This is a genomic window from Vitiosangium sp. GDMCC 1.1324, from assembly GCF_003044305.1.
Lineage (GTDB): Bacteria > Myxococcota > Myxococcia > Myxococcales > Myxococcaceae > Archangium.
The window spans coordinates 371,532-396,853 of sequence record NZ_PZOX01000006.1 but is presented as its reverse complement, the minus strand read 5'-3'; the positions used below and the strand labels follow the sequence as shown (position 1 = coordinate 396,853).

The following is a 25,322-nucleotide window of genomic DNA, read 5'->3' as shown; positions in this document are numbered from 1 at the left end:
CGAGTCCGCCGACACCCTGGGCGCAGAAGCACTCGGACCTGGGCGGAATGGCCCTCTTCGAGGAGGCCAACTGGTTCGGCGTGAGGGCGGCGGAGCGGGCCCTGAAGGGCCTGGGACGCGCGAGCCCGAGCTGGCTCTGACGCGACTTCACTTCGGGCTCTTGTCCGGTATGGCCTTCCGAGGTTTCTCGTCGGCCATGGGGTAGCGAGAGCACAGGTCCGAGGTGGACGCGTAGAGCCCACACAACTCGGAGGCCGTGCCACCCGTCTCCGTGAGCCGACGGGCCATGTTCGTGAAGACGGTACGGGCGCGCTGCTCGTATTGCTCGATGTCCCGGGTGGACGGCTCATCGACCGGCCCCGCGGCACGGAGGGCATCCGCCGCACGCGTGAGCGCGGCCGCCAGCAGGGTCTCCGTGACGAGGAGCGTGTCCTCTGCTTCCGTCACCTGCTCCGGCTCGCTCTCCTCGTCGAGCGCCTCACGCTCATCCCGCGCCTCGTCGAGCATGACCTCCACTTCGGAAATCAGCCGCACGTAGAAGCGGGCCACACCCTTCTCGGGCGTCGAGCCAGGGCTGAGCCATTCGCAGCGGTTGTCATAGCGGCCCAACTGCGCACAGGCGTCCTCCTCGGCCTTGCCCATCCTCGCACCCGCGGCGATTGCCTTCGCGAAGTGTTCCCGGCCCTGCTTCACGTGCCCCGACGTGGGATCCACCTTCGGTACTGGCCCCTGTTCGGACGGGAATCCCCCTTCGGCGACGATGGCGTGCAGGAGCGCGAGGTTGCCATGCGCCTTGAAGGCTCCCAGGTGATCGCCGATCTCCTCGGCGATGCCGGCACTCTCGAGGTAGAGGGCCTCCGCCTCGTCGAACCGCGACTGATAGAAGAGGGTGATCGCGAGGTTGTTGTCCGTCACCCGCAGCCCGGCCTTGTCCCCCGCCTCCAGTCTTGCCTCTCTCGCCCTGCGGTACCAGCGCTCCGCTTCGCGCCCGCCGCCCTCGAGCACGCCCAGGTCATGTGCGGCGCGCCCTATCATCATGAGATCTCCACGGACTTCGTACTCTACGAGCGCGGCGACATAGGCCTGGCCCGCCGGGACATCGCGTCCGAGATCATGGAGCAGATCGCCTTTCCGGTGCAGGGCGAGCGCCGCCAGGGCAGGCTCGTTCGCCTCGTATGCGTCGAACCGGATTCGAGAGAGCTGCTGGATACCCTCTTCTTGCCTCCCTTGCGTGCGCAGTGCGACGGCCTCGTCGATGCGCCGCGTGAGTGTCTCCCGGGCGGTAGGGGGCGGAGGCTGCGGTGGGGTGGTGGCGCATGCCGCGTTCACGAGAACCGATATCAACGACGCGGCGACCCGGCGCGGCAGGCGATGAGGGAAGGCAGGCATGTGACTCACGGTAGCTCGAATCAACCGGAGCGGCAGCCCGCCACGACCGGGGCACACGCCTCAGGGCACGTCTCAAGCACCTTCCGCCTGGGATGGCGAAGCCTGGAACCTCTGGGCCGTGAGCTCCAGAGGCAGCTCCAGCCTGAAGGTGGCGCCCTGTTCAGGGCCAGGGCTGGAGCAGGTGAGCCGGCCATTCATCTCATCGGCGGCCAGGGCACTGATGTGCAGGCCGAAGCCATGCCCCGTCTTCTTGGTGGTGAAGCCCTGCGTGAACATGCGCGCCATGTTCTCCTGAAGAATGCCGATGCCGTTGTCGTCCACCTCGATGCTCAGACTGCCTCCCTCGGGCGTGGGCCGGACACGGATTCCCAGGTGCTTGCTCTGCTTGGGGCTCGCCATCAGTGCGTGCCGTGCGTTGCTCAGCAGGTTGATGAGGATCTGCAACAGCTTGTGCCGGTCGACGAAGATGGGGGGCACCTGGGTGTAGTCGCGCTCGACGCGGATGCCCAGGCGCTCGAAGGAGACGGCGTGCAGGCGCAACGCCTCGTCGATGAGCTGAGGCACGGCCACCTGCTCCACCGCTCCCGCGGCTCGCGCGTGCTTCTGCTGCATGCTGACGATGGACTTGATGTGCTCGACGCTCTCTCCCAGGGAGTTCATCTCCTGGATCAGGGCGTCACGCTCCTCCTGAAGCTGATCCGACAGGGCGATGAGATAGGCCGGGAGCTTTTGGCCCTGCAGGTCCTGGGCGAAGAACGCGGGGATGTCCGAGAGGTGCTCGCGCAGGAGCTGGGTGGCCTTGGCGAGGCCCGAGACGCGGGATTTGCGGAGCCGGTCGGTGACGATGCTCGTGGAGATGTTGACGCTGTTGAGGGTGTTGCCCACGTTGTGGAGCACGCCGGTGGCGACCTCGGCCATGCCCGCCTGCCGCGAGACATCCACCAGGGTGCGGTGCATCTCCCCCAGCCGGGTCTCGGCCTCCTTGCGGGCGGAGACGTCGCGTCCGAACATCGTCACCCCCACCGTCCGTCCGTCCTCGCCGTGGATGGGATGCATGATGACGTCCATCACGATGCGGGCGCCCTCCAGCTGGTACGTCTCCTCGAAGCGCAGGCGCTGGCCCTGGCACACCTGGGCCATGCGTATGTCCCACTCCTTGAGCTTCTCGGGGCTCGCGTGCCGGAAGAGCGGCTGTCCCGTCTCGAGCGACGTGCCCATGAGCTGCTGGTAGAAGCGCCTCGTGGCCGAGTTCGCGGTGAGCAGGTTCCCGCTGGTGTCCAGCGAGACCACGATGTCGTTGGTGCTCTCGATGACACTGTTGAGCTTGCTCTCGCTGTCCCGGAGCTCCTTCAGCGTTCGCTCGAGCGACGTCTGGGCCGCATCCCGCGCGGTGCTGTGCAGCGAGCCCAGTCCCCATGCGCCCAGGAAGGAGACGCCCGCGAAGATGTGGCCGAACAACAACTGGTCGCTGGAGAGGGCGCTGGGGTCGATGCCGATATGCCCGCGGTAGAGCGGGTGGCCTATCCCCAGGGCCGCGACCACGAACAGGGTGATGGGCAACGCCAGGCGTGGCCCCACCAGGTACACGGCGAGGGCGGGCAGCAGCATGTTCGAGGCATGCTCTCCGCCGGTGGGGTTCTTGTCCGAGAAGATGGAACCCACGAGCCCCAGCGTCAGGTTCAGCAGCAGCACCATCGACGGGGTGTGGGGCGTGCGGGACTTGCGTGCCACCACCAGCGTCGACAGGTAGCCGATATTGGCGAGGATGCCCACGTACGGGATGAAGCCCTGGTGGAAGCACCACAGCAGGTAGATGGAGTTGGAGAGGACCAGGAAGCAGGTGGCGCCAACCAGGATCCGGTGACGGATGAGTTCCTTGGGCGGTGCGTTCCGCAGCGGCTCCGAGAGCAGGGCGTCCAGTCCCTCCAGGAGCCGTGAGCGGCCGCCAGTGGACAGGGAGGCCTGGGGTCGAGGCTCCGGTGGCGTGGGTGTGGAGGAGGGCGTTTCCGTGGAGGAGAAGTTCGCCATGGAGGCACTTAGGCTCTCGCGGGGGTGGGGCTCGCGGCGAGGCTCGAGGGCGGATTGTGTTCGGGAGGAGGCTATCTTCCCAAAAGAGGCCGGGCAGGCGAGGGGCATATCGCCTCGCCGGGGTCCGGCGCGAGGCGAACGAGCGTGTCACCGCGCCTGCTGGCCCGGTGTGCACAGGGGCAATTCCACGGTGAAGGTCGCCCCCTGCTCTGGCTGGCTCTCCACCCGGATGCGGCCGCCCATGGCCTCGATGATCTGCCGGGAGATGTAGAGCCCCAGCCCCAGCCCTCCATAGTGCCGCTCCGACACGGCCCGTCCGAACCGGCTGAACAGGCGGGGCAGGTCCTTGGCGGCGATGCCGATGCCCTCATCCCGGATCGTCAGGAGGGCCTGCTTCTCCCGCGCCTCCACGCGGATGTGGATGGGCTTGCCCGCGCCATACTTGGCCGCGTTGGCGAGCAGGTTGACGAGCACCTGGTCCAGCCGAAGCGGGTCCCAATCCCCACGCACCGGTGCCACGGAAGGGAAGTCCACGGCGCAGCCCGCCTGGTCGACCACGTCCCTGATGCGGTCGAGCGCCTCGCGGGTGAGCTGGGTGAGGTCCACGTCGATGGGTTCGAGCTTCAGGGTGCCCGCGCTGATCCGGCTCACGTCCAGCAGGCTGTCCACGAGTGAGGAGAGCCGGTTCACCTGCCGGAGCGCCGCGGAGAGCCTCGGGCCGATGTCCACCCGGCGCTCCTGGCTCAGCATCCGGCCGAGCAACTCGTGCTGGAGCTTGAGCGAGGTGAGCGGCGTCTTGAGCTCGTGGCTGGCCACGGAGAGGAACTCGTCGCGAAGGCCCACGGCCTGCTGCGCCTCCTGGTAGAGGCGGATGTTCTCCAGTGACACCGCGACCCGGTGGGCCAGTTCCTGCGCGAACGCCAGGTCCTCCTCGTCGAACCGCCGCTGCGGGGCGACCACGGCCAGGCTCATCAGGCCGAGCATCTTCCCCCGTGCTTGCAACGGAACCACCATGATGGAGGACGCATTCATCGCGTTGATGACGTCCAGGTGCTCGGGGCTGTTGGCGAGCCTCTCGCGCAGCTCGGGAGTGAAGTCCTTGATGAGACAGGGCTTGCCGTTGAGTACGGCCTCCAGCTTCGATTTCGACGCGGTGCGGTTGGCCAGGAACCGCCCGGACTCCCGGAGCAGATCCTCCTTCGCGGGATCCCGATGCGCACTGGCGACGCGGCGCACGGAGCCGTCCTCCTGCACGAGGCACATGGTGCCGTAGCTGCAAAGGGTGGAGGCGGCCAGCCGGGCCAGACGCTGAAGCATCTCCTCGGTGCTCTTCAGGTGCTCGGCGAGGATCCGGCTGGCCTCCAGCAGGAAGCGGGCGTTGGCCTCGTCGCGTTTGCGCTGGGTGATGTCCAGGACGGTGCCGACGAAGCGGTAGGCCTGGCCCTTGTCGTCGAAGTAGGCGCGTCCCCGCGAGGAGATCCACCGCTCGACGTGGTCATCAAGCCGCAAGATGCGGTAGTCGAGATGGAAGTTCCCGCCGTTCTCCGGCTGGAGGGTCCGCTGGACGACCTGGTGCGTGCGCTCCCGGTCCTCGGCGGGGAGCGCCGAGAGGAACACGTCGTAGTCCGCAGGGGCCTGTGGTGGCAGCCCGAAGAGCTCCTTGCAGCGCTCGTCCCACTGGAGCGAGCCGGTGACCGGGTTGTAGTCCCAGGTGCCGAGGGACGCCGAGGCGATGGCCATCCTCAGGCGATCCTCGCTCATCCGCAGCGCCTCCTCGGCGGCCTTGCGCCGGGTCACGTCGAAGAAGGAGGCCACCGCGCCTATGGGGGTGCCTCCATCAGGGCTGGTCAGCGGGAAGGCGTTGATGGACAGCCACGTCACGGTGCCATCCGCGTGGTGGATGCCCATTACCTTGTCGAGCTGGGGGACTCCCGTGCGCACGGCGAGCATGGCCGGATGTTCCTCTCCCGGGTACCGGGTGCCGTCCTCGCGCACCATGTGCCACCGCGGATCATGGGGGCTGCGGCCCAGGAGCTGCTCGTTTGTCAGGTCGAGCAGCCGCGAGGCCGCCGCGTTGGCGAAGCCGATCGTCCCGGACGTGTCCTGGAAGATGATGCCTTCGGAGAGAGCGGCCATCACACCGCGCAGCCGCGACTCGCTCTGCCGGACGCTCTCCTGGGCGCGCCGCAGTTCGCCGCTGTCGAGGAAGAAGGAGACCCCCTCCGTCTTGGAGCCCTCGAAGAAGGCACCAATCTGGAGGACCGGCACGCGCGTACCGTCCTTGTGGACGAGCTCTTTCTCGGAGGGCGCGTGCAGCGCGAGCAGCTCCTCGGCGGAGGGCGCGGGGGACTCCGCTTCAGGGTGTGGCATCACCGCGGGCCAGTGGAGGTTGCCCGCCTTCAGGTCTTCCTGGGTGTAGCCCACCATGTCGAGGAACCTGCTGTTGGCATCCAGGACGGAGCCATTGCGATTCCAGACGAGAATGCCGATGAGACCCGAGTCGAACAGCCGGCTGAGCCATGCTTCGCTCGCCCGACGTGCCTCGTCCGCGAGCTTCTGGGCGGTGGTGTCTTCGACATAGCCGCACAGCCCCACCACCTCCACACCATCGAAGACAGGGTAGTAGCCCACCCGGGAGAACCGGCGCTGGGGAGGGGTCCCGGAGGCAATCCACTCGAGCTCGAAGTTCAGCGGCTTGCCCGTCGTCAGGACGGTCAGGAGGTTCTGGATGATGCTCTCGGTGGCTTCGCCGGGTGGGAGGACCTCGGCGACGGTCTTGCCCAGGTGCGCCTCGGCGGACGCGCCGTTCATCTCCGCCAGGGCGGCATTCACACGCACATAGCGAAGGTCCCGATCCAGATAGACAATGCCGATGGGGGCATCCCACAGCACATCGAGTTGCGCCGTGGCCAGATCCTTCCTGACCGCACCGCCTTGTTCGTCTGGATGCTTGAACGTCACGTCGGCACCTGCCCGGCAAACGACGGGCGGCGGCATACCGTGGGCCATCCACCTGTCTTCCTGGAGCAGAAACAACCACGGTCAGGGACCCATCACCAAGAGGGCTCTCTCCGGAGTGCTGGACAGGAGTGCCGGCAGGCCCTCCGCAGTCATCCTGTGGAGCATGGTCCCGGTCTACTTGGGACGCGGCTGGAAAACCATGAGGGGAGCGCCCGCGAACCCCGTGGCCGAGCCGAGGTAGACCTGGATGCGGCCCTCGCGATAGTCCGGGCGCCAGAAGAGCTTGTCGGCGTGGCCGTTGCCATTGACGTCGGTGAAGTAGAGGCGCGTCTCGGACACGCCGCTGGTGCCTGCCGTGTGCGCGCTCAACAGGGTGAACGTGCCGTTGCGGTTCGAGGCGTAGACTCCTCGGTGTGCTGTGACTTCAACCCGGAGTGGGGGGTCATTACCGAGGAGGGGCCGACCCGGCTGTCATCTCAAAAATTCAGTCCAGTGGGGTGGTGCGGCTGACCCGGCCATCGCTCGCGCGGGTTCTGAGGAGCACCTGGCCTGGCACCGGGGTGGGCCCCGTGTACACGGTCCACGTCCTTCCCGCGTCGGTCGAATACTCGAGGACGAGTCCGGGAAAGAGCACGTTCGCCTCCAGGCGTCCCTCGACCCGCCGCGCACCGGGCAGGGGGATGCGGTAGTTGACCCCCAGGCGCTCCGGGAGCTCGCCTCGCACATCCACGGCCCGGTAGACGCCCAGCCGTGGCAGCACGTACTGGCCCAGGCTGTTGGTGTAGCGCGTCCAGAGCGTGGGCATCTCGCTCACGGGCGGAAGCTCGGGGTTCCAGGCGCGCTCCGCCACGCCGAGCATCCTCGGGAAGGCGAGGTATTCGAGCACCTGGGGTGTCTTGACGTTCTCCCCCCACAGCAGGCCCTGCATGCCCAGGAGATTCTTCTTCCCGGCGGCCGACAGGCGCTCCTTGTCCTTCCAGGTGGACGGTGCGAGCGGCCTGCCCAGGCCGTCCTCGGTGGCGTTGGCGAAGATGTCGAAGGGCCGGTACTCGAACGTCCGTTTGTCGTCGATGAAGTTGGCCCAAGCGGCGCCAGGCTCGTCGGGGTCCTTGTCATAGGCCATGTCCAGGTAGAGGTTCGTGGCGTGGGCGAGGACGACCTGGTAGCCCCGGTTGGCATAGGTATAGGCATCGCCTTCGCGGCCCCATCCCCACACGTTGCTCCAAGGCATGGGGATGAATCCCTCGAGTGCCAGGCCCTGGTGGAGGACGTCGTCCCAGCCTGTCATCCGTGCACCGGCCGAGGTGATGATGCGATGCCAGCGGGTGAGGAAGTGGTTGTAGAGCTGGACATCCGACAGGTCCCGGGTGGCGGGGTTTTGTTTGCACTGGGGTGAGCCCTGCCACCATACGTTGGAGCGCAGTGGGGGCAGCTCGTCTCCTCCTCCGTGGAGGGCCACGAACCTGGCGCCCGGCACCGCGTCGTAGCGTGCCTTGAGTTCCCGGACGACCTTGTCCAGGAAGGCATACGTGCTCTCCAGACAGGGATTGAGGAAGTTGTCCGTGTAGCTCTGGACGCTCAGATGTTGGGACGTGTCCCGCGGGTCGAACAGGCGGTACTCGGAGGCCTTCGTGGGGTCCGAGTCCTCGAGCGTGTGGTAGCGGTATTCCATGGCCCGCACGGCGGCACGCGCGTGGCCCGGCACGTCAATCTCCGGAATCACGGTGATGTGCCGCTCCGTGGCGTAGGCGAGGATCTCCTCGAAGTCCCTGACCGTGTAGAAGCCGCTGCCCTTGCCCACGAAGTTGAGCATTTCCGGCTCGAATCCCTGGTAGGCCCGTGGAAGCTCTCGGCCGTCCTCCTTCGGCCGGGAGGGCTTGAGGCCGATGCGGTCCCCATCCTCGAGGTCGCTTCCGGAGCCCATCGCCATATGGAGCATCTCGGCTTCGGCCGGGTCGAAGCCACGGCGTGCGCCGTAGCGCGTGAGCTCTGGGATGCCAGGGATTTCCACCCGCCAGCCCTCGTCATCCGTCAGGTGGAAGTGAAAGGTGTTGATCTTGAAGTGCGCCAGCACGTCGAGCAGCTTCTTGATCGTCTCCTTGGACTGGAAGTGACGTGCCACGTCCAGGTGCATGCCGCGGTAGGCAAACCCAGGCGCATCGGCGATGGATACTTCCGGCAAGGAGAGCTCCGTATGGCGGCCGCCGGGCCGTATCGCCGCGACGTGAGTCTCCGTGGGCACCAGTTGGCGAAGTGTCTGGATGCCGTAGAACACGCCTGCCGCGTCCGCACCGATGATGCTCACCCGACCGTCCTTCACCTCGAGGACGTATCCTTCCGCGTCGCGCGCTCCATCTCCGTCGATGTCGAGGGTTGCATCGAGGCGCAGGGAGATCCGTGCGTTTCCCTCATCCGCGCGGGTCGTGATGGATGCGGCCAACACGTCTCGCAGCGCGGAGGCCAGATAGGCGGCCTCTCCCGCCAGGGCCGGCGCATGGACGATGGCGACATCGCCCCGAAGCGTCACCCGTCCTGCTCCCTCCTTTACCCGCCGGGGAGTTGGCAGGAGCCGGGCCGAGAGGTCCAGGGGCTGGAAGGCCGGGTTCTCGGCGTAGCGCAGCGCGGGGGTCGGAACCGGCAGCACGTCGTCTCCGAAGCGCGTGGTCTGCTTCGGGTCGGAGACGTCGAACTCGACGGTCAACGGCACGGCGAAGGCGACGTCCTCCTGAGACGGAGCACCGGAGAATACCACGTGGAATCCGGCGGGTGCGTCCGTCTTCAGGATGGCCTGGTAGTTGGCCAGCATGTGGAACGTACGCCGTTCTCCCGGGAGCAGGGGTCGAAAGTCCGCGAGGGGCTCGAGCACGTGGTAGTCGCCACTCCCGGCCCGGTCCGCCTTCGAGATCCGGACCCCCTGCTTCTCGAGCTCCTGGACCACGGCGGCGTTGCCCTCGGCGTCCTTCAGGAAGCGCCGGGAGAAACTGAAGTAGAGCTTCCATCCGCTGGCCCCCAATGCCGCGGGCCCCTGGTTCTCGAGCGTCAGCTCGGAGCGGAAGAACTTCCCACTCCCCACGAGGTTGTCCACGGGCCGCCATTGAATGGACAGCGTGGTCCGCGCCTGGGGGGCTCCGGCCGGAGGCTTCGGCTGGGGACCTCGGCATGTCGAGGCCAGGACGGCCACGAGTGGCCACAACAGGAGTTGTTTCATCGTCATGGAGTGCATGTGCGCACGTGCCAGTTGTATGGCCGCGACGAACCCGGAGTGTGGCTGGACAGAGAGGGATGACCCGGGTCGAGCGAAATATTTCGACATCTCATCACCCCGAATAGGCCCCCGGCACCAGCGTCAGAAGGGGCATAACACGGAGCGAGAGGCCCCCTGCGAAGAGCCTCTCCTCCACCCCAGGACACCTGTCCGGAGGAGCCCGTCATGAAGACCCTGTTCACCTGGATGTCCGCTGCTTTCTTCCTGTATTCGAGCGCGCCGGCGCTTGCGGACTCATGGGGCAACACGCCCGCCAACCACAATCCGGGCACGGTGGACCGGGCGAACCAGGAGCGCGCGGAGCGGGAGCGGCGTGAGCGCGAGGATTGGGAGCGGCGTGAGCGGGATCGGCGTGAGCGCGAGGCTCGGGAGCGCGAGGCTCGGGAGCGTGCGGAGAGGGAGCGGCGTGAGCGGGAGGCTCGGGAGCGCGCGGAGCGGGAGCGGCGCGAGCGGGAGGCCCGGGAGCGTGCGGAGAGGGAGCGGCGTGAGCGGGAGGCTCGGGAGCGCGCGGAGCGGGAGCGGCGTGAGCGGGAGGCTCGGGAGCGTGCGGAGCGGGAGCGGCGTGAGCAGGAGGCCCGGGAGCGCGCGGAGCGGGAGCGGCGTGAGCACGATGGTCGCGTGCACGGCGCCTCCGCGGTGGATGGCCGCTAAGACTCCTCACCCCTGGTGGTGCGCGTGGGGGCTTTGCTAGGGTCTCAAACCGGGGCGGCTCTGGGTGTGCTTCCTTCTCACCCACTAAAGGTAGTGCACCCGCTCTCCGCCCCACCTTCTTCCCACTGGAACCACCATGGGCGCCCCCGCGCTCGACCTTCCCGATGCCATCGACGCGCTGCTGCTTCGGAAGACGGGGCTCGTCTTCCTCCCTCCTGGAGACGCCGCGCGCCCAGGCTCGCTGCGGGGCGTCGACGCACTGGAGACGGATCTGCTCGGGCTGGGTTACGCCCTATCGGGTGACCTGAGAGCCGCGTTGCTCGCGCTCCCTTCCGATGCGTTGGCCCAGGTAGGCCGCTTCCTCTTCGACACGCTGGCGGATGCGCTCGGGCACAACCGCCCCTTCGTCCCGCTCTTCCGCGGCTTCCCCGCGAGCGTCCCGGAGGACACGCATGCGCTCTTCGTCCGGCGCGTGCTCGTGTGGCTGTTCCAGCAGCCGGAGCAGCCTTGCATCCACTGCGGTGAGGTCGGCACGGTGCGCGCATTGGCTCCGTGTGCCCATCTCGTCTGCGAGCGGTGCTTCGACGGGAGCAACTACAGCGCGTGCCCCATCTGCAACCGTCGCCTCTCTCCCTCGGAGCCGTTCCTCAAGCCAGTACCGTATTCCCCGGGCACGTATGCACGGACCTGGGGGCGGATGACGCGGCTGTCGCTCGGCACGGATCGGGAGGCCGCCGCGAGCTCGCTCTTGCAGCGCCTGCTGTCGCGCGCCACCGTGCTCCGCCCGGACGAGATGGACACCCTGCGGGCGCTCGTCTCCGCCTTTGGCCCGAGAGTGCTCGACTGGCTGCCGGCTCGCATCCCCGTGAAGGAGACCCTCGCCCACGTCTTCGGCATCCTTCTCCGTGACTCGCGCACGGTGGGGGACGTGATGGCCAGGGGCGTCCCTCACCTGAAGACGGCGACGGACATCCTCCGTGTGCTTGTCGCATGGGCAGGTGGCAACCCCGACCTCACCGCCAAGGTGCCGCTGAAGAGTCCTCCCCGGCCGATGCGGCGTGCCCTCCTGCATGCCCTGGAGCGCTTCTCCCTGCTCAACCTCACCGAGGACGTGCAGCGTCACCCGGGCCTGTGGAAGGCTCAGGCCGGGAAGCTCCACGTCTTCGAGGACTGGCGGGCGCACCCGAAAGTCTCTCTCGCCTTCGCCGTCCTTCGCGGCACGGTGCTCGCACCCGAGACGCCCTTCGCTCAGGCCCTGCTCGAGCAGGCCCGTGTGCACCCGGACGCATTCCAGGTGCACCCGGCCCACGGCGGGCTCACCCTGCGCTTCCGCTCCTGGAGTGCCCAGGTCGAGGCGGCAATGGAGGCGCGGGACATCCGCGGTGCGCTGCGGCTCCTGCGGCAGCGGCCCGGAGAGCTGATGCGGCGGCTGGACCATGTGAGCCGTTTGGCGCTCGCGCAGCCCGACGCCGCGTTGCTCGAGTCGGAACTGGTGACCACCCTGGAGGAGACGATTCCTCGCGCCGCGCCCGCGCTGCTGCTCACCGCGGCGGCCCACCTGCGCCGTCGCCACGCGCCCTTCAGCCGGCGGGTGTTCTTCCCCAAGGGCGAGGCGACCCACGCCTGGGGAATGGAGGATCAGCGTCCGCTGCTGCCCGGCGACACCATTGGACGGCTCGTCGCGCCGCTTGAGCGCGAGCTGCTGCGGCGGGCGGAGCGGCTGCCGCCCTTCCCCCACGCGGTGCTCGACGAGGCCCTGTCCGACCTGCTCGTTCCCCTGGCGGAGAAGACAGCGTCGCGGGCGCTGGTGGCCGTGCCCCGCGGGAGCGTGTTGCGGTTGCCGGAGGGGCAGCACCTGCGCTTCTTCGTGCACTGGACGGAGCCCAAGGACACGGATGTGGATCTGGACCTCTCCGTGGCGCTCTACGACAAGCGGTGGTGGTTGGTAGGGCTTTGCGATTACACGAACCTGCGCCTGCCCGGTGACGCCGCCGTGCACTCGGGGGACATCACCTCGGGCCCGCCGCCGCTGGGAGGCGCCGAGTTCCTGGACGTGAACGCGCCCCGGCTGCTGGAGCAGGGCGTGCGGTACGTGGTGCCCGTGGTCTTCTCCTTCAACAGCATCTCCTTCGACCGGATGGAGGATGCCTTCGCCGGCTTCATGGTTCGCGAGAGTGGGGGAGGGCCTCACTTCGATGCGCGAACGGTGGAGCAGCGCTTCGACCTGCAGGGGAACGCGAAGATCTCGGTGCCGCTCATCATCGACCTCGCCGCGCGCCAGCTGCGCTGGGTGGACGTGAAGATTCCTCCCGAGGGTGCATTCCACAGCGTGGGCCGCTCCCGGGGGGCGCTCGCGTACCTGGGCAAGGACACCACGGCCTATTTCGGCACCGGCGCCCGCCCCACGCTCTGGGAGCTGGCATGCCTGCACGCCGCCGCGCGCAGCCGCACCGTGCACGTGCGACGCCAGGACGGGCGCGTGTCCGTCCTGGTGCGGGCCGAGGGCGAGGACACCGCCCACTTCCTGCGCCGGCTGCGCCGCCTGGAGGGCACTCGCGACACCCACAGACTGGTGCTCGGCGCGGCGCCGACGTTCTTCGCGGGCCTCGACGACGAGCCCTCGCTCCCAGCTGGCAGCGAGGGCTACGCGCTCCGCTTCCGCCATACCTCCGCGGAGTCCGTCCAGCGGCTCGCCGCGGGCGACCTCGTGTCGGCACTGAAGTCGTAACCCGACCTTTTCAGCCTTCTCGAGGCGCTACGGCTGCTGGGAGAGGGAGAACGATTGGGAAGCGCTGCCGTTGCAGTAGGACTGCACCAACTGGGTGCTGTCGGCGGAACCCGTGGCCGTGAGGCACTTGGCGCTGTAGCGGCTGACGAAGTGGTAGGTGCCATCCGCCTCCGCTACCGGCTGCCACTGCTGGTTGTTGCCGCCGCCGTAGGCCCACAGTTGAATGGGCGCGCCGTCCGCCGAGGACACGTCCTTCACGTCGAGGACCTGGGCGCTGTTGAGGCGGCTGTTGATTCGCACGTAGCCGCCGTCGGTCGTCTGGAATTGGAAGTGCTGCGCGTAGGTGCCGTTGCAGGTGTACTGCTGGACCACGGTGCCGTTGGCCGAGGCCGCGGCTCTGGCGTCCACGCACTTGCCGGAGCCCTTGCTCACCGCAGTGTACCAGCTGGTCGGCGAGATCGGACCCGGCGGCGGAGTCGTCCCGGCCCCGCCCAGCCACTTCAACCCATCGATGATGAACCTGTTCTGGATCTCGCTGGCGAACGTCGAGGAGAGCCGGGTGTTGGTGGAGTAGTTCATGGCGTTGTGGCCGAAGTTCGCATACAGCATCTTGAACTTCTTGTTGGTCCACATGATTGGATAGTCACCGCTGTACCAGGACTGGTTCGGGTCGGTGCCCAGCGGGAAGCTCACGGGGTCGACCGAGGCGAGAACCTGGATGTCAGGGTTGTTCCGCAGGTTGTTGCTCCAGCTGTACCACTCGCTCACCGCGGAGGTGTAGGTCGCCGGCAGGCGCGTGGTCGACGGGTGCGTCTGGGTTTCGACCTTCAGCACGGCGCTGGTGGGACCCCAGGTATTCGACCTGAACGCACCCGAGCCGAGGAACGTGTTGTGGTACCAGCTCCAACTGTCCGGGGCTGTGGTGAATGCGCAGACGTGGAATCCCATCCATCCGCCGCCGTTCTGCACGTACTGCTGGAACGCGGACCGCTGGGCGGCGGTCTGCGGCAGGTCGTCCAGGAACATCACGACCTGGTACTGGGCGAGGTTGCTGGCATTGAGCTGGTTCCAGTCGTTGGTGGACGTATAGGAGAAGCCGTTCTGCGCGGCGATCTGGGGAAACCAGACATTGGCTTCCTTGACGAAGTCGATGTGGGCCGCGTCCCAGGTGCCATTGTAGAAGGCCAGTACCTTGAAGGTCGGGGTCTGGGCCACCGCCGGATTCGACGCCAGGAAGAGGCACGCGACGAGCACTGCGAGCGGGTTCACCCACCGGTTGTTCCTGATTCTTGCGATCATGGGGAGCCTTTCTGGTGTCTGCTGAATCGACGTGGCCCCGGACAACGCGGCGCTGAGCGTCCTTCAGCAGGGTGTGCCCGGCCCCTGGATGGGACCGGGTTAAAGCCAGACTAACGCAAGCTCCTGATTGTCTCCAGGAAATTCTGGATTTTTAATTAATCCAGAAATAACCCGTTTTATTCTCTGGTGTCTCATCTGGGCGAGCCGGTCTGAAAATACTCCGCCTGAAGAGTTCGAGGAAGCCCGCGCCCAGGCTTTCGCGGACATGTGGCGTTCGAGAAGACGGGCGGGCCAACGACTTTCAGCCCGCGGCGAGCAGCTCCTCCAGCTTATTGCCCAGGCCGCTCCAGCCCTTGCCCATCGCGTCGAACGAGAACTTCTGGCGGGGGTCGTTCACGTCGAACCCGCTGTGCTCGAAGAACAGGTGCGTTCCAGTCCCTTCGGGCTCCAGCCGGAATGACACCCGGGTGTCGAGCGCGCCGCCCCGGAACGTGAACGCGAGGTGCCTGGGCTGCTCGAGGGCGATCACCTCGCAGTGGGCGATGCCATCGAAGTTGAGCTGGGGGATGGGCTCGCGGCGGAAGGTGAAACGGTGGCCCAGGCGCGGCTCGAAGTCGTTGGGCATGAGCCACTTCTCCATCGCCTCGCGTGTGGTGAGCGCCTTCCAGACGCGCTCGGGCGCATGGCGCAGGTGGAACTCGTATCGGATGGCTTGGGTCGTCATGGGTCCTCTTCGTCCAGGTACTGCTCGAGCCCGCGCAGCTTCTCGAGCCAGAACTGCTCGAAGTGTGCGACCCAGTCGAACACCTCGCGCAGTGGTGCGGGGTTCAGCCGGTAGTGGCGATGGCGGCCCACCCGCCGCTCGCTGACGAGCCCCGCCTCGCGCAAGACCTTGAGGTGCTGGCTGATCGCCGGCTGGCTGATGCGAAAGGGCGCCATCAGTTCCGTCACGGACCGGTCACCTTCCGCCAGCAGGGCGAGGAGCTGTCGCCGGTTCGGGTCCGAGATCGCCTTGAAGACGTCTGTTTGCATCGCGAACAAATAAGTATCAGCTTATGTGTCGAGCCGCAAGGAGCTGGGGCACGGTGCGTCCGGAGTGGCGCCTCATCCGCAATCACTCTCCGGCCCTGGTTCCTCCCCCCATCGGAAGGAATGCCTTGTCTCGACGGCCTCAATGCGTTGCCCACTGTGTCGCGAGGGGGCTGGCGGGCGCTCGGAAGGCCGCCGTCTGTCAGACCAACCATGCCGGTGCCCCGTGCAGCGGCCGCCGGCAGCACCCGCCTGCGTCAGGGCGAAGTGGAGCGGGTGCTTGTTGGGACTCCTTGGGGCTTCACACGATTGGTGGGGCTCGCAGCTATCTCGCTGATTCCTGTTTTTTGTATCGTGATCGAGATTTTTCACCGCGACTGTCGCGGCATGAGCCGGGCCACGTCCCGCGGCGGGTGTGCTCGCGGATAACGCTTTGCGTCGAAGAATCGAATCTGCTCACGGCGAGGTGAATAGATTATATGGGACGCTCCTTACGGAGGGAGCGATTCATGTCACGCCGTCTGCTGTTGATCTGCATGTCCCTGCTGTCGCTCGGGGGCCTCGTTCACTGCTCGAAGAGCCCGAAGGAAGGCGCCCAGCCCTCTCCTGAGGCCGCCCCCAAGGCCGCGGCCGCTGTGAAGGCCACGGCACTTACGATCGTGCAGGAGCAGCAGGCCTCCTGGGTTCGGAACTTCAATCCCTTGATTGCGCCGGGCACCGCGCGCTGGCCGACCCGCGCCGGCGTCTATGAGCCGTTGATGATCTTCAACGCGGTCAAGGGTGAGCTCGTGCCCTGGCTGGCCTTGAAGCACGAGTGGAGCGCGGACAACAAGAAGCTCACGCTGTCCCTGCGCCCTGGCGTGAAGTGGTCGGATGGCCAGCCGTTCACGGCCAAGGACGTGGCCTTCACCTTCGAGCTCCTCAAGAAGCACAAGGCCCTGGACTTCGCGGCGGTGTGGGGGTTCGTGGACGGGGTTCAGGCGAAGGACGACTCGACGGTTGAGTTCTCCCTGTCGCGTCCCTACGTGCCCGGCCTCATCTACATCGTTCATCAGCCGATCGTCCCGGAGCACAAGTGGAAGGACGTCGCCGACCCGGTCCTCTACAAGAACGAGACGCCCGTGGCCACGGGTCCGTTCACCGAGGTGAAGGTCTTCCAGAATCAGATCTTCGAGCTCGGGCGTAACCCGCACTACTGGCAGCCCGGCAAGCCCGCCGTGGAGAGCCTGCGCTTCCCGGCGTACCCGGGCAACGACCAGGCGAACCTCGCGCTGCTCACCGGTGAGCTGGACTGGGCGGGCAGCTTCGTGCCCGACATCGAGCGGGTCTTCGTCGACAAGGACAAGGAGCACAACCACTACTGGTTCCCGCTCGTGGGCAACACGACGACGCTCTATGTGAACAACGCCAAGAAGCCCTTCGATGACGTCCGCGTGCGCAAGGCGATCAGCATGGCGATCGACCGCGAGCAGATCGTCAAGGTGGCGATGTATGGCTACACGCGGCCCGCTGACGCGACGGCGCTCAGCGACGCGCACAAGTCCTGGTTCAACCCCCAGGCCCTGGAGTCTGGCGACTGGACGAAGCTGGACCTGGCCAAGGCCAACGCGCTGCTGGACGAGGCCGGCTACAAGAAGGGCCCGGACGGCATTCGCGTGGGGCCGGACAAGAAGCCCCTGCACTTCGAGGTCAACGTCGTCACGGGTTGGTCTGACTGGGTGCGTGCGGCGCAAATCATCGCGCAAAATCTGAAAGCGGTTTCTATCGACGCCACGCTGAAGACCTATGACTTCAGCCCCTGGTTCGAGCGGCTCCAGAAGGGCGAGTACGACCTGAGCATGGGGTGGACGTCGGAAGAGCCGACGCCGTACCACTTCTACCGTGACCTCATGGGCACCGAGACGCTCCGGCCCGTGGGCGAGATTTCCGCCCGGAACTGGGGCCGCTTCGGGAGCAAGGAAGCCGACGCGCTCCTGCGGGCGTTCGAGGCCACGAATGACTCGGCGGAGCAGAAGAAGCTCGCCGGGCAGATGCAGGTGCTCTTCGTGCAGAACGCGCCCGCCATCCCCCTGTTCCCGGGCCCGTCCTGGGGTGAGTACAGCTCGCGCCGCTTCACGGGCTTCCCGAACAAGGACAACCCCTACGCGAAGCTGACGCCCAACAGCCCCACCGAGTACCTGATCGTCCTGACCGAAGTGAAGCCCAAGTGACGTCAACGCGTTAGAGAAAGGCCTGCCGGCTCGTGCGACACCTATTGCGAAACCTGGGCTTGTACGCGTTCGCCGCGTGGGCCTCTCTCTCCTTGAACTTCTTCATCCCGCGCCTCATGCCGGGCGATCCCGCCTCGGCCATGTTCGCGCGGTTTGCGGGGCAGCTCCAACCCGAGGCCATCGACGCCCTGCGCGTGGCGTTTGGCTTCACCAACGAGCCGCTCCACCAGCAGTACCTCACCTATATCCACCACCTGTTCCAGGGCGATCTCGGCCTCTCCGTTGCGTACTTCCCCGCGAAGGTGACGGACGTGATCGCCACGGGGCTTGGCTGGACGCTCCTGCTGTCGGGGGTGGCGGTGCTCATCAGCTTCGTGCTCGGCTCGCTCCTCGGCGTGGTTGCCACGTGGAAGCGCGGCGGCTGGTTGGATTCGGTGCTGCCGCCGGTGCTCATCTTCCTGGGCGCGTTCCCCTACTTCTGGCTCGCGATGGTGCTCCTCTACGTGTTCGGGTTCATGATCGGAGGCTTCCCCGTCCGGCATGCCTACAGCGACGCGCTCGCGCCCGACTTCAGCGGCGAGTTCATCCTCAGCGTGCTCCATCACATGGTGCTCCCGGCGTCGGCCATCGTGGTCGCGTCGCTCGGAGGCTGGATGCTCGGCATGCGCAGCACGATGGTGAGCGTGCTCGCCGAGGACTACATCACCATGGCGAAGGCCAAGGGCCTGTCGCAGAAGCGGATCATGTTCCACTACGCCGCCCGCAACGCGCTCCTGCCGAACGTCACGGGCTTCGGGATGGCGCTGGGCTTCGTCCTCTCCGGCTCGCTGTTGACGGAGATCGTGTTCTCGTACCCGGGGCAGGGCTACCTGCTCATCCAGGCGGTGCGCAACCAGGACTATCCGCTCATGCAGGGCATCTTCCTGACCATCACGTTGGCCGTGCTGGGCGCGAACCTGCTGGTGGACATCCTTTACGTGTGGCTCGATCCCCGGACGCGGACGCGCTGACGGGTGGGAAGGAGGGTGGCTGGAGTGTCATCCGCGAATCAAACAAAGAAGCAGCGCTCGGGGTTCATCTGGCAGCTCCTCGAGAATCGCAAGGCCTCGGTCGGGGCGGTGCTCATCCTCTTCTTCGTGCTGCTCGGTCTCGTCGGGCCGGTGCTCGTGAAGGGCGACGCGTCCGCCTTCGTGGGCCCGCCGCACCAGCCGCCCTCGTCCGAGTTCCTCTTCGGGACGACGGGGCAGGGGCAGGACGTGCTCGCGCAGACGATCGTCGGGGCGCGCACATCGCTGGTGGTGGGCTTCGTGACGGGCTTCGCCGTCATGGCGATTGGCGCGCTCGTCGGGATGACCGCCGGGTTCTTCGGCGGCTGGCTCGACAGCGTCCTGTCGTTCATCACGAACGTGTTCCTGATCATCCCCGGGCTGCCCATGGCCGTGGTGATTGCCGCGTACCTTCAGCCCGGCCCCGTCACCATCGGGCTCGTGCTGGTCATCACCGGGTGGGCGTGGAATGCACGGGTGCTGCGCTCGCAGATCCTCTCCCTGCGGGAGAAGGACTTCGTCCTGGCCGCCGTCGTCAGTGGGGAAGGGCGCCTGCGAATCATCTTCCGGGAGATCCTCCCCAACATGACGTCGCTCCTGATGAGCGGCTTCATCTCCGCGACGGTCTACGCGATTGGCGCGCAGGTGGGGCTCGAGTTCCTGGGCATCGGGGATGTCAGCGTGGTCACGTGGGGCACGAACCTGTACTGGGCCTCGAACAACGCGGCCCTGCTGACGGGCGCGTGGTGGACCGTCGTTCCCACGGGCGTGTGTGTCGCGCTCGTCGGGTTCGCGCTCGTGCTCGTCAACTTCGCCATCGACGAGATCACCAACCCACGGCTGCGGGCCGAGCGGTCCTGGACGCAGCTCCTCAAGAGCCATGACCTGGAAGGGGGGAGCTCCACCCCCGTGGTGAGGAACATTGGAAACTAAGTCCTCGACGTTGCTTTCGGTGCGTGATCTCCGGGTGGACTACCTGACGCCCACGGGTCCCGTGTGCGCCGTGGACGGTGTCTCGTTCGACATCGGACGCGGCGAGGTGCTCGGGCTCGCTGGGGAGTCGGGGAGTGGCAAGTCGACCGTGGCCCAGGCCCTCCTGCGCATCCTCCGCCCCCCCGCGGTCATCACGGGCGGGCAGGTGCTCTTCGAGGGCGAGGACATCCTGGGGATGAGCGAGGCGCGGCTGCGGGAGCTGCGCTGGCGCAAGGTGTCGCTCGTCTTCCAGAGCGCGATGAACTCGCTCAACCCCATCCTCACCATCGGGGATCAGATCATCGACGCGATCCAGGCGCACCAGCGGGTGAAGCGCTCGGATGCCCTCGACAGGGCCGTCGCGCTGCTGAAGCTCGTGGGGATCGACAGCTCGCGGCTCACGAGCTACCCGCATCAGCTCTCAGGCGGAATGAGACAGCGCGTGGTGATTGCCATCGCGCTCGCGCTCGAGCCGCCGCTGATGCTCATGGACGAGCCGACGACGGCGCTCGACGTGGTGGTGCAGAAGGAAATCCTGCACCAGGTCGCGGAGCTCAAGGACAAGCTCGGGTTCTCCATCTTGTTCATCACGCATGACCTCTCGTTGATCCTCGAGTTCTCCACGCGCATCGCGGTCCTCTACGCGGGCAGGCTCGTGGAGATGGGGCCTTCCCGGGAGCTCTTCCACGCGCCCAGGCACCCGTACACGAAGGGGCTGCTGAACTCGGTCCCCTCGGTTCGAGGCCCGCGCAGGAAGCTCGTGGGCATTCCTGGCTCGCCCCCGGACATGCGAAAGCTGCCCGAGGGGTGCCGCTTCCATCCGCGCTGCCCCTCGGCGACGGACCGTTGCAAGGCCGACGTGCCCGAGCTGCGCGTGCTGGGGCCTGATCACATCGACGCCTGCCATCTGGATGCACCATGACGACCATCAATCTGGAGAGCCAGGCGATCCTCGAGGCGAAGGGCCTCGGCAAGTACTTCCAGGTGGGGGGCGGCTTCCGGCCGAAGCGGCTGCGTGCCCTCCATGAGGTGTCCTTCGCCCTCGGGCAGCGGCAGGTCGTCGCGCTCGTTGGCGAGTCGGGCAGCGGCAAGAGCACCATCGCGCGGCTGCTCGTGCGGCTGATGGAGCCGTCGAGCGGGAAGATCTTCTTCCGTGGCAGGGACATCCTCCAGGAGGAGCCGCGGACGGCCTCGCTCGCCTACCGGGCGCAGGTGCAGATGATCTTCCAGGATCCGTTCGGGTCACTGAACCCGGTCCATACGATTGGCAATCACCTCGAGCGGCCCCTGCTCCTCCATGGAAAGGCGAAGGGCGACGCCGAGCTCAGGGACCGCGTGCATGAGCTGCTCGAGACTGTCGAGCTGAAGCCGGCGGCGGAGATCGCGTCCCGCTATCCGCATCAGCTGTCGGGCGGGCAGCGGCAGCGCGTGGCGATCGCGCGAGCGCTGGCGCCGGGGCCCTCCGTCATCCTGGCGGACGAGCCGATCTCCATGCTCGACGTGTCGATCCGCGTCGGCGTCCTGAACCTGATGGAGCGCCTCAAGGAGGAGCGGGGGATTTCGTATCTGTACATCACGCATGACATCGCGAGTGCGCGCTACTTCGCGGACCGGACGATGGTGATGTACGCGGGGCACATCGTGGAGGGGGCGCCGAGCGAGGAGTTGATGCACCGGCCGGCGCACCCGTATACGCAGCTCCTGCTCTCCGCGGTGCCGGACCCGAACGGCTCCATGAAGAGCGAACTGAGGGCGAAGTCGGGTGCGCCCAAGTTGATTGATCCGCCGCCCGGATGTCCGTTCGCGGATCGGTGCCCGAGTGTCATGAAAGTATGTCGGCAGGAGATGCCGGGCACGACGCAGCTCGAGCAGAACCGCTGGGTGAGGTGTCACCTGTTCGGACAGGGCGCCGAGTCCGGTACGGTGGGGTTGCAGGGGATGAGCGCCGCTGGCCCGGGGAGTGTGCTCCCCGTGGGCGTGGCGTCTTGATGAGACTCGCTGAGTCGAGGTTCCAAACGTATGACGAACATCAGCTTTCCGAGTGGGTTTGCCTGGGGTGTTGCCACCTCCTCCTACCAGATCGAAGGTGCCGCGATGGAGGATGGGCGCGGTGAGTCGATCTGGGATCGCTTCTCGAAGACGCCCGGCAAGGTGAAGGACGGGACGGACGGAGATGTCGCCTGCGATCACTACCATCGCTTCCGCGACGACATCGCGTTGATGAAGAGCCTCGGGGTCAAGCACTACCGCTTCTCCGTGGCGTGGCCGCGCATCCTCCCCGCGGGCCGTGGGAAGGTGAATCAGCCCGGCCTGGACTTCTATGGCCGCCTGGTGGACGCGTTGCTCGAGGCGGGGATCGAACCCTTCGTGACGCTGTACCATTGGGATCTGCCCCAGGTGCTCCAGGATGAGGGTGGCTGGGTGCGGCGGTCGACCGCGGAGGCGTTCGTCGAGTACTCGAGCGTCGTCGCGCGGGCTCTGGGCGATCGGGTGAAGAAGTGGATCACCCACAACGAGCCCTGGTGCACGAGCATGCTCGGCTACCAGCTGGGGATCCACGCGCCGGGCCTGAAGGACTATCGCTCGGCGCTCGAGGCGAGCCATCACGTGCTCCTGTCCCACGGGCTCGCCGTCCCCGTCATTCGCGCCGCGAGCCCCGGGGCCGAGGTCGGAATCACCCTGAACCTGGCGCCCGCGGAGCCCGCCTCGCCGAGCGCGGCGGACCACGATGCGGCCCGGCACCATGACGGCTACTCCAACCGCTGGTTCCTCGACCCCCTGTTCGGGCACCACTACCCGGCGGACATGATCGCCGACCACATCGCGGCCGGGCACCTGCCGCCCGAGGGGCTCACCGTGGTGCGGCCCGGGGACCTCGAGGCCATCGCGGTGAAGTGCGACTTCCTGGGGATCAACTACTACAGCCGCGCGGTCGTGCGGAGCGACAAGGTGCCGGAGGCGGAGAACGAGCCCCGCAAGGTGTTCGTCGCGCCCGAGAAGGATTGGACCGAGATGGGCTGGGAGGTCTACCCCGACGGCCTCCGGGAGCTCCTGCTGCGTGTCCACTTCGAGTACAGGCCGCGCAAGATCTACATCACGGAGAACGGGGTGAGCTACTCGACGCCTCCCGGTCCGGATGGGCGTGTGAGGGATGAGAAGCGGCTCACCTTCCTGCGAGACCATTTCGTCGCGGCCCGGCGCGCGATGGAGGGGGGCGCGCCGGTGGCCGGTTATTTCGTGTGGTCGCTCTTGGACAACTTCGAGTGGGACCGCGGCTACTCGCAGCGCTTCGGTATCGTCTGGGTGGACTACAAGACCCAGCAGCGCATCCCCAAGGACAGCGCCCTCTGGTACCGGGGCGTCATGGCCGAGAACGCGGTCACCGTGCCCTGAAGCCTGGCAGAGGACTTCCTGACATGTCTGAACAATCCAAAGACTACAAGGCAAGAGCGCAGGAACTGGTGTCCCGGATGACGCTGGAGGAGAAGGCCCTGCTCTTGTCTGGCAATGGCCCGTGGACGACCCACAAGATTGAGCGGCTGGGTATCCCTTCCATCTTCATGACGGATGGTCCGCATGGGCTCCGGAAGGCGCTGGGGCAGAGCGTGGCGGAGAGCGTTCCCGCGACCTGTTTCCCCACCGCTTCCGCCCTGGCCTCCACCTGGAACACGGACCTCATCCGGCAGGTGGGCGCCGCCCTGGCCAGGGAGTGCCAGGCCCATGACGTCCAGATCCTGCTGGGTCCGGGCATCAACATGAAGCGCTCTCCCCTGGGCGGGCGTAACTTCGAGTACTTCTCGGAGGACCCTGTCCTGGCCGGCCAGCTGGCCGCTGCCTATATCCAGGGTGCGCAGGGCGAGGGGGTGGGGACCTCCTTGAAGCATTTCGCGGTGAACAACCAGGAGTTCGAGCGGATGGTGAGCAGCTCGAACCTCGATGAGCGGACCCTGCGCGAAATCTACCTGCCCGCTTTCGAGATCGCCGTCACCCAGGCCCAGCCGTGGTCGGTGATGTGCGCCTATAACAAGGTGAATGGTGTCTATGCCTCCGAGAACCACCTCCTGCTCGAGGACATTCTGCGGGATGAGTGGGGGTTCCAGGGGTTCGTGGTGTCGGATTGGGGCGCTGTCCATGATCGCGCCAAGGGCGTCATGGCCGGGCTGAACCTGGAGATGCCCGGCAGCGGCGACGTGAATCGCAAGAAGATCATCGCGGCCGTCAACGCGGGCCAGCTGCCGGTTTCACGCCTGGACGACGTGGTGACCTCGCTGCTCTCCGTAATCCTCAAGGCCGCGGAAAGTCGCCGGACCGGTGCTCGCTTCGACGTGGAACAGCATCACGCCCTGGCGAGGCAGGTGGCGGGTGAAGGCATCATCCTGCTGAAGAACGATGACAACATCCTGCCGTTGGACGCGGGGCGGAAGAAGAAGCTCGCCCTGATTGGTGCCTTCGCCAAGGATCCCCGCTACCAGGGCGCTGGAAGCTCGCAGGTGAATCCGACCCGCATCTCCAATGCATATGACGAGCTGCTGGCGATCATGGGCGGGAGCGAGCGCTTCGGTTACGCGAGCGGCTACGACGCGGAGGGCGTCACCACGGCCCAGTTGATCGAGGAAGCGCGGGAGCAGGCGAGGAACGCGGACGTCGCCATCATCTTCGCCGGACTGCCCGACAGCCACGAGTCCGAAGGCTTCGACCGCTCCTCGCTGGATATCCCCGAAGGGCATCACCGGTTGATCGACGCGGTCAGCCAGGTTCAGCCCAACACGGTGGTGGTGTTGATGAACGGCTCCGCCATCACCATGCCCTGGGTGGGCCGGGTGAAGGCCATCCTGGAGGGCTGGTTGACGGGGCAGGCGGGCGGAGGTGCCATCGCCGATATCCTGACGGGCCGGGTCAACCCCTCGGCGAAACTGGCGGAGACCTTCCCGCTGAGGGTGGAAGATACGCCGACCTCCACCGAGTTCCCCGGGCTGAATCAGCAGGCCCACTACGGCGAAGGCGTCTTCATTGGCTACCGGTACTACGACAAGAAGAACATCACGCCGCTGTTCCCCTTTGGTTTTGGTCTCAGCTACACCACCTTCGCCTACTCGGAGCTGACCCTCAGCGCGGCGTCCATCAAGGACACCGAGCGTCTGACTGTCCAGCTCAAGGTCAGGAACGAAGGGAAGGTGGCTGGAAAGGAAATCGTTCAGCTCTACGTCCGTGAGGACAAACCCGCGGTCAGCCGTCCGGACAAGGAGCTCAAGGCTTTCACCAAGGTGGCGCTCGAGCCCGGCGAGGAGAAGACGGTGAGCTTCACGTTGAACTCGCGTGACTTCGCCTACTACAACGCCGCCCTCCACCGCTGGTCCGTCAATCCTGGCCGGTTCGACATCCTCGTCGGTGGCTCATCCAGGAGCCTGCCCCTGAGAAAGCACGTCCTGGTGGAGACAGCCCAGGTGCCTGTCCCCGTGCTGACGCGCCACTCCACGGTGAAGGAGTTCAAGAACCACCCCAAGGGGAAGGCGTTCTACTCGCGGCTGGCGAGCGTCATCATGGGAGAGGCGCCCGGGGAGCAAAGCACCGTGAAGCGCTCGCCCCAGGAGGAGAAGGCCAGGAAGAAGGCCGAAATGTCGACGCTGGTGTTCGTCAACGACATGCCCGCCTACAAGCTGATCGCCTTCTCCCAGGGCAAGTTCACCGAGCAGATGCTGAACGACATCCTGGCGCAGGTTCAGTAGCTCGTCACAACCCCGCGG

Annotated in this window: 17 protein-coding genes; 9 read left to right on the top strand and 8 right to left on the bottom strand. The window is 66.6% G+C overall.

Going from position 1 to position 25,322, the window contains the following annotated elements; all coding sequences use genetic code 11:
• Window positions 1-147 precede the first annotated feature (147 nt).
• From DAT35_RS20490 to DAT35_RS20470, 5 genes are all read right to left on the bottom strand, one after another.
• Complete coding sequence (locus DAT35_RS20490) at window positions 148-1,389, bottom strand: tetratricopeptide repeat protein (protein WP_146209801.1); 1,242 nt, start codon at window positions 1,387-1,389, stop codon at window positions 148-150.
• A 72-nt stretch (window positions 1,390-1,461) separates the two neighbouring features.
• On the bottom strand, window positions 1,462-3,417 hold the full coding sequence (locus DAT35_RS20485) for an ATP-binding protein (RefSeq protein ID WP_108068741.1): 1,956 nt from the start codon (window positions 3,415-3,417) through the stop codon (window positions 1,462-1,464).
• A gap of 147 nt (window positions 3,418-3,564) precedes the next feature.
• Window positions 3,565-6,426: a PAS domain-containing protein gene (locus tag DAT35_RS20480; RefSeq protein WP_108068740.1), complete on the bottom strand. Its 2,862-nt coding sequence runs from the start codon at window positions 6,424-6,426 to the stop codon at window positions 3,565-3,567.
• A gap of 126 nt (window positions 6,427-6,552) precedes the next feature.
• Window positions 6,553-6,747 (bottom strand): hypothetical protein, encoded by a 195-nt coding sequence (locus DAT35_RS20475; protein WP_108068739.1) that lies wholly within the window; start codon window positions 6,745-6,747, stop codon window positions 6,553-6,555.
• Between the two features lie 115 nt (window positions 6,748-6,862).
• Window positions 6,863-9,601, bottom strand: coding sequence for a family 20 glycosylhydrolase (locus DAT35_RS20470; RefSeq protein WP_233261597.1), 2,739 nt, complete (start codon window positions 9,599-9,601; stop codon window positions 6,863-6,865).
• A 207-nt stretch (window positions 9,602-9,808) separates the two neighbouring features.
• Between DAT35_RS20470 and DAT35_RS20465 the strand changes: the two genes are divergently transcribed.
• Entirely contained in the window at window positions 9,809-10,294 is a 486-nt protein-coding gene (locus tag DAT35_RS20465) for a hypothetical protein (protein ID WP_199242949.1), read from the top strand.
• Window positions 10,295-10,430: 136 nt separating this feature from the next.
• Complete coding sequence (locus DAT35_RS20460; protein WP_108068738.1) at window positions 10,431-13,022, top strand: MXAN_6230/SCO0854 family RING domain-containing protein; 2,592 nt, start codon at window positions 10,431-10,433, stop codon at window positions 13,020-13,022.
• A 27-nt stretch (window positions 13,023-13,049) separates the two neighbouring features.
• On the opposite strand, the gene DAT35_RS20455 is transcribed toward DAT35_RS20460, so the two are convergent.
• The 3 genes from DAT35_RS20455 to DAT35_RS20445 all read right to left on the bottom strand — a co-directional run bounded on the left by DAT35_RS20455 (window position 13,050) and on the right by DAT35_RS20445 (window position 15,353).
• A complete protein-coding gene (locus DAT35_RS20455) occupies window positions 13,050-14,321 on the bottom strand; it encodes a ThuA domain-containing protein (protein WP_108068737.1) in 1,272 nt (423 codons plus the stop codon).
• Window positions 14,322-14,622: 301 nt separating this feature from the next.
• Complete coding sequence (locus tag DAT35_RS20450; RefSeq protein WP_108068736.1) at window positions 14,623-15,045, bottom strand: SRPBCC domain-containing protein; 423 nt, start codon at window positions 15,043-15,045, stop codon at window positions 14,623-14,625.
• Window positions 15,042-15,353 (bottom strand): helix-turn-helix transcriptional regulator, encoded by a 312-nt coding sequence (locus DAT35_RS20445; protein WP_108068735.1) that lies wholly within the window; start codon window positions 15,351-15,353, stop codon window positions 15,042-15,044. The genes DAT35_RS20450 and DAT35_RS20445 overlap by 4 nt, the downstream gene beginning before the upstream one ends.
• 506 nt (window positions 15,354-15,859) lie before the next feature.
• Here DAT35_RS20445 and DAT35_RS20440 point away from each other — a divergent pair.
• Genes DAT35_RS20440 through DAT35_RS20410 form a run of 7 tightly spaced genes read left to right on the top strand, consistent with a single transcriptional unit; the run spans window position 15,860 to window position 25,304 of the window.
• Window positions 15,860-17,560 carry an ABC transporter substrate-binding protein gene (locus DAT35_RS20440; protein ID WP_108068734.1) on the top strand — a complete coding sequence of 567 codons (1,701 nt, stop codon included), beginning with the start codon at window positions 15,860-15,862 and terminating at the stop codon, window positions 17,558-17,560.
• A 59-nt stretch (window positions 17,561-17,619) separates the two neighbouring features.
• Complete coding sequence (locus DAT35_RS20435; RefSeq protein ID WP_304466059.1) at window positions 17,620-18,570, top strand: ABC transporter permease; 951 nt, start codon at window positions 17,620-17,622, stop codon at window positions 18,568-18,570.
• A 24-nt stretch (window positions 18,571-18,594) separates the two neighbouring features.
• Window positions 18,595-19,539 carry an ABC transporter permease gene (locus DAT35_RS20430; RefSeq protein WP_108068732.1) on the top strand — a complete coding sequence of 315 codons (945 nt, stop codon included), beginning with the start codon at window positions 18,595-18,597 and terminating at the stop codon, window positions 19,537-19,539.
• On the top strand, window positions 19,529-20,500 hold the full coding sequence (locus DAT35_RS20425; protein WP_233261596.1) for an ABC transporter ATP-binding protein: 972 nt from the start codon (window positions 19,529-19,531) through the stop codon (window positions 20,498-20,500). Before DAT35_RS20430 ends, DAT35_RS20425 begins: the two co-directional genes overlap by 11 nt.
• A complete protein-coding gene (locus DAT35_RS20420) occupies window positions 20,497-21,567 on the top strand; it encodes an ABC transporter ATP-binding protein (RefSeq protein WP_233261595.1) in 1,071 nt (356 codons plus the stop codon). The genes DAT35_RS20425 and DAT35_RS20420 overlap by 4 nt, the downstream gene beginning before the upstream one ends.
• A gap of 30 nt (window positions 21,568-21,597) precedes the next feature.
• Window positions 21,598-22,971 (top strand): GH1 family beta-glucosidase, encoded by a 1,374-nt coding sequence (locus DAT35_RS20415; RefSeq protein ID WP_108068730.1) that lies wholly within the window; start codon window positions 21,598-21,600, stop codon window positions 22,969-22,971.
• Between the two features lie 23 nt (window positions 22,972-22,994).
• A complete protein-coding gene (locus tag DAT35_RS20410; protein ID WP_108068729.1) occupies window positions 22,995-25,304 on the top strand; it encodes a glycoside hydrolase family 3 C-terminal domain-containing protein in 2,310 nt (769 codons plus the stop codon).
• Window positions 25,305-25,322: the final 18 nt, after the last annotated feature.

Coding starts and splice junctions, on each gene's coding strand:
- DAT35_RS20490 (WP_146209801.1), bottom strand. CDS start 1,389: ATGCCTGCCTTCCCTCATCGCCTGCCGCGCCGGGTCGCCGCGTCGTTG.
- DAT35_RS20485 (WP_108068741.1), bottom strand. CDS start 3,417: ATGGCGAACTTCTCCTCCACGGAAACGCCCTCCTCCACACCCACGCCA.
- DAT35_RS20480 (WP_108068740.1), bottom strand. CDS start 6,426: ATGGCCCACGGTATGCCGCCGCCCGTCGTTTGCCGGGCAGGTGCCGAC.
- DAT35_RS20470 (WP_233261597.1), bottom strand. CDS start 9,601: ATGCACTCCATGACGATGAAACAACTCCTGTTGTGGCCACTCGTGGCC.
- DAT35_RS20465 (WP_199242949.1), top strand. CDS start 9,809: ATGAAGACCCTGTTCACCTGGATGTCCGCTGCTTTCTTCCTGTATTCG.
- DAT35_RS20460 (WP_108068738.1), top strand. CDS start 10,431: ATGGGCGCCCCCGCGCTCGACCTTCCCGATGCCATCGACGCGCTGCTG.
- DAT35_RS20455 (WP_108068737.1), bottom strand. CDS start 14,321: ATGATCGCAAGAATCAGGAACAACCGGTGGGTGAACCCGCTCGCAGTG.
- DAT35_RS20450 (WP_108068736.1), bottom strand. CDS start 15,045: ATGACGACCCAAGCCATCCGATACGAGTTCCACCTGCGCCATGCGCCC.
- DAT35_RS20445 (WP_108068735.1), bottom strand. CDS start 15,353: ATGCAAACAGACGTCTTCAAGGCGATCTCGGACCCGAACCGGCGACAG.
- DAT35_RS20440 (WP_108068734.1), top strand. CDS start 15,860: ATGTCACGCCGTCTGCTGTTGATCTGCATGTCCCTGCTGTCGCTCGGG.
- DAT35_RS20420 (WP_233261595.1), top strand. CDS start 20,497: ATGACGACCATCAATCTGGAGAGCCAGGCGATCCTCGAGGCGAAGGGC.
- DAT35_RS20415 (WP_108068730.1), top strand. CDS start 21,598: ATGACGAACATCAGCTTTCCGAGTGGGTTTGCCTGGGGTGTTGCCACC.
- DAT35_RS20410 (WP_108068729.1), top strand. CDS start 22,995: ATGTCTGAACAATCCAAAGACTACAAGGCAAGAGCGCAGGAACTGGTG.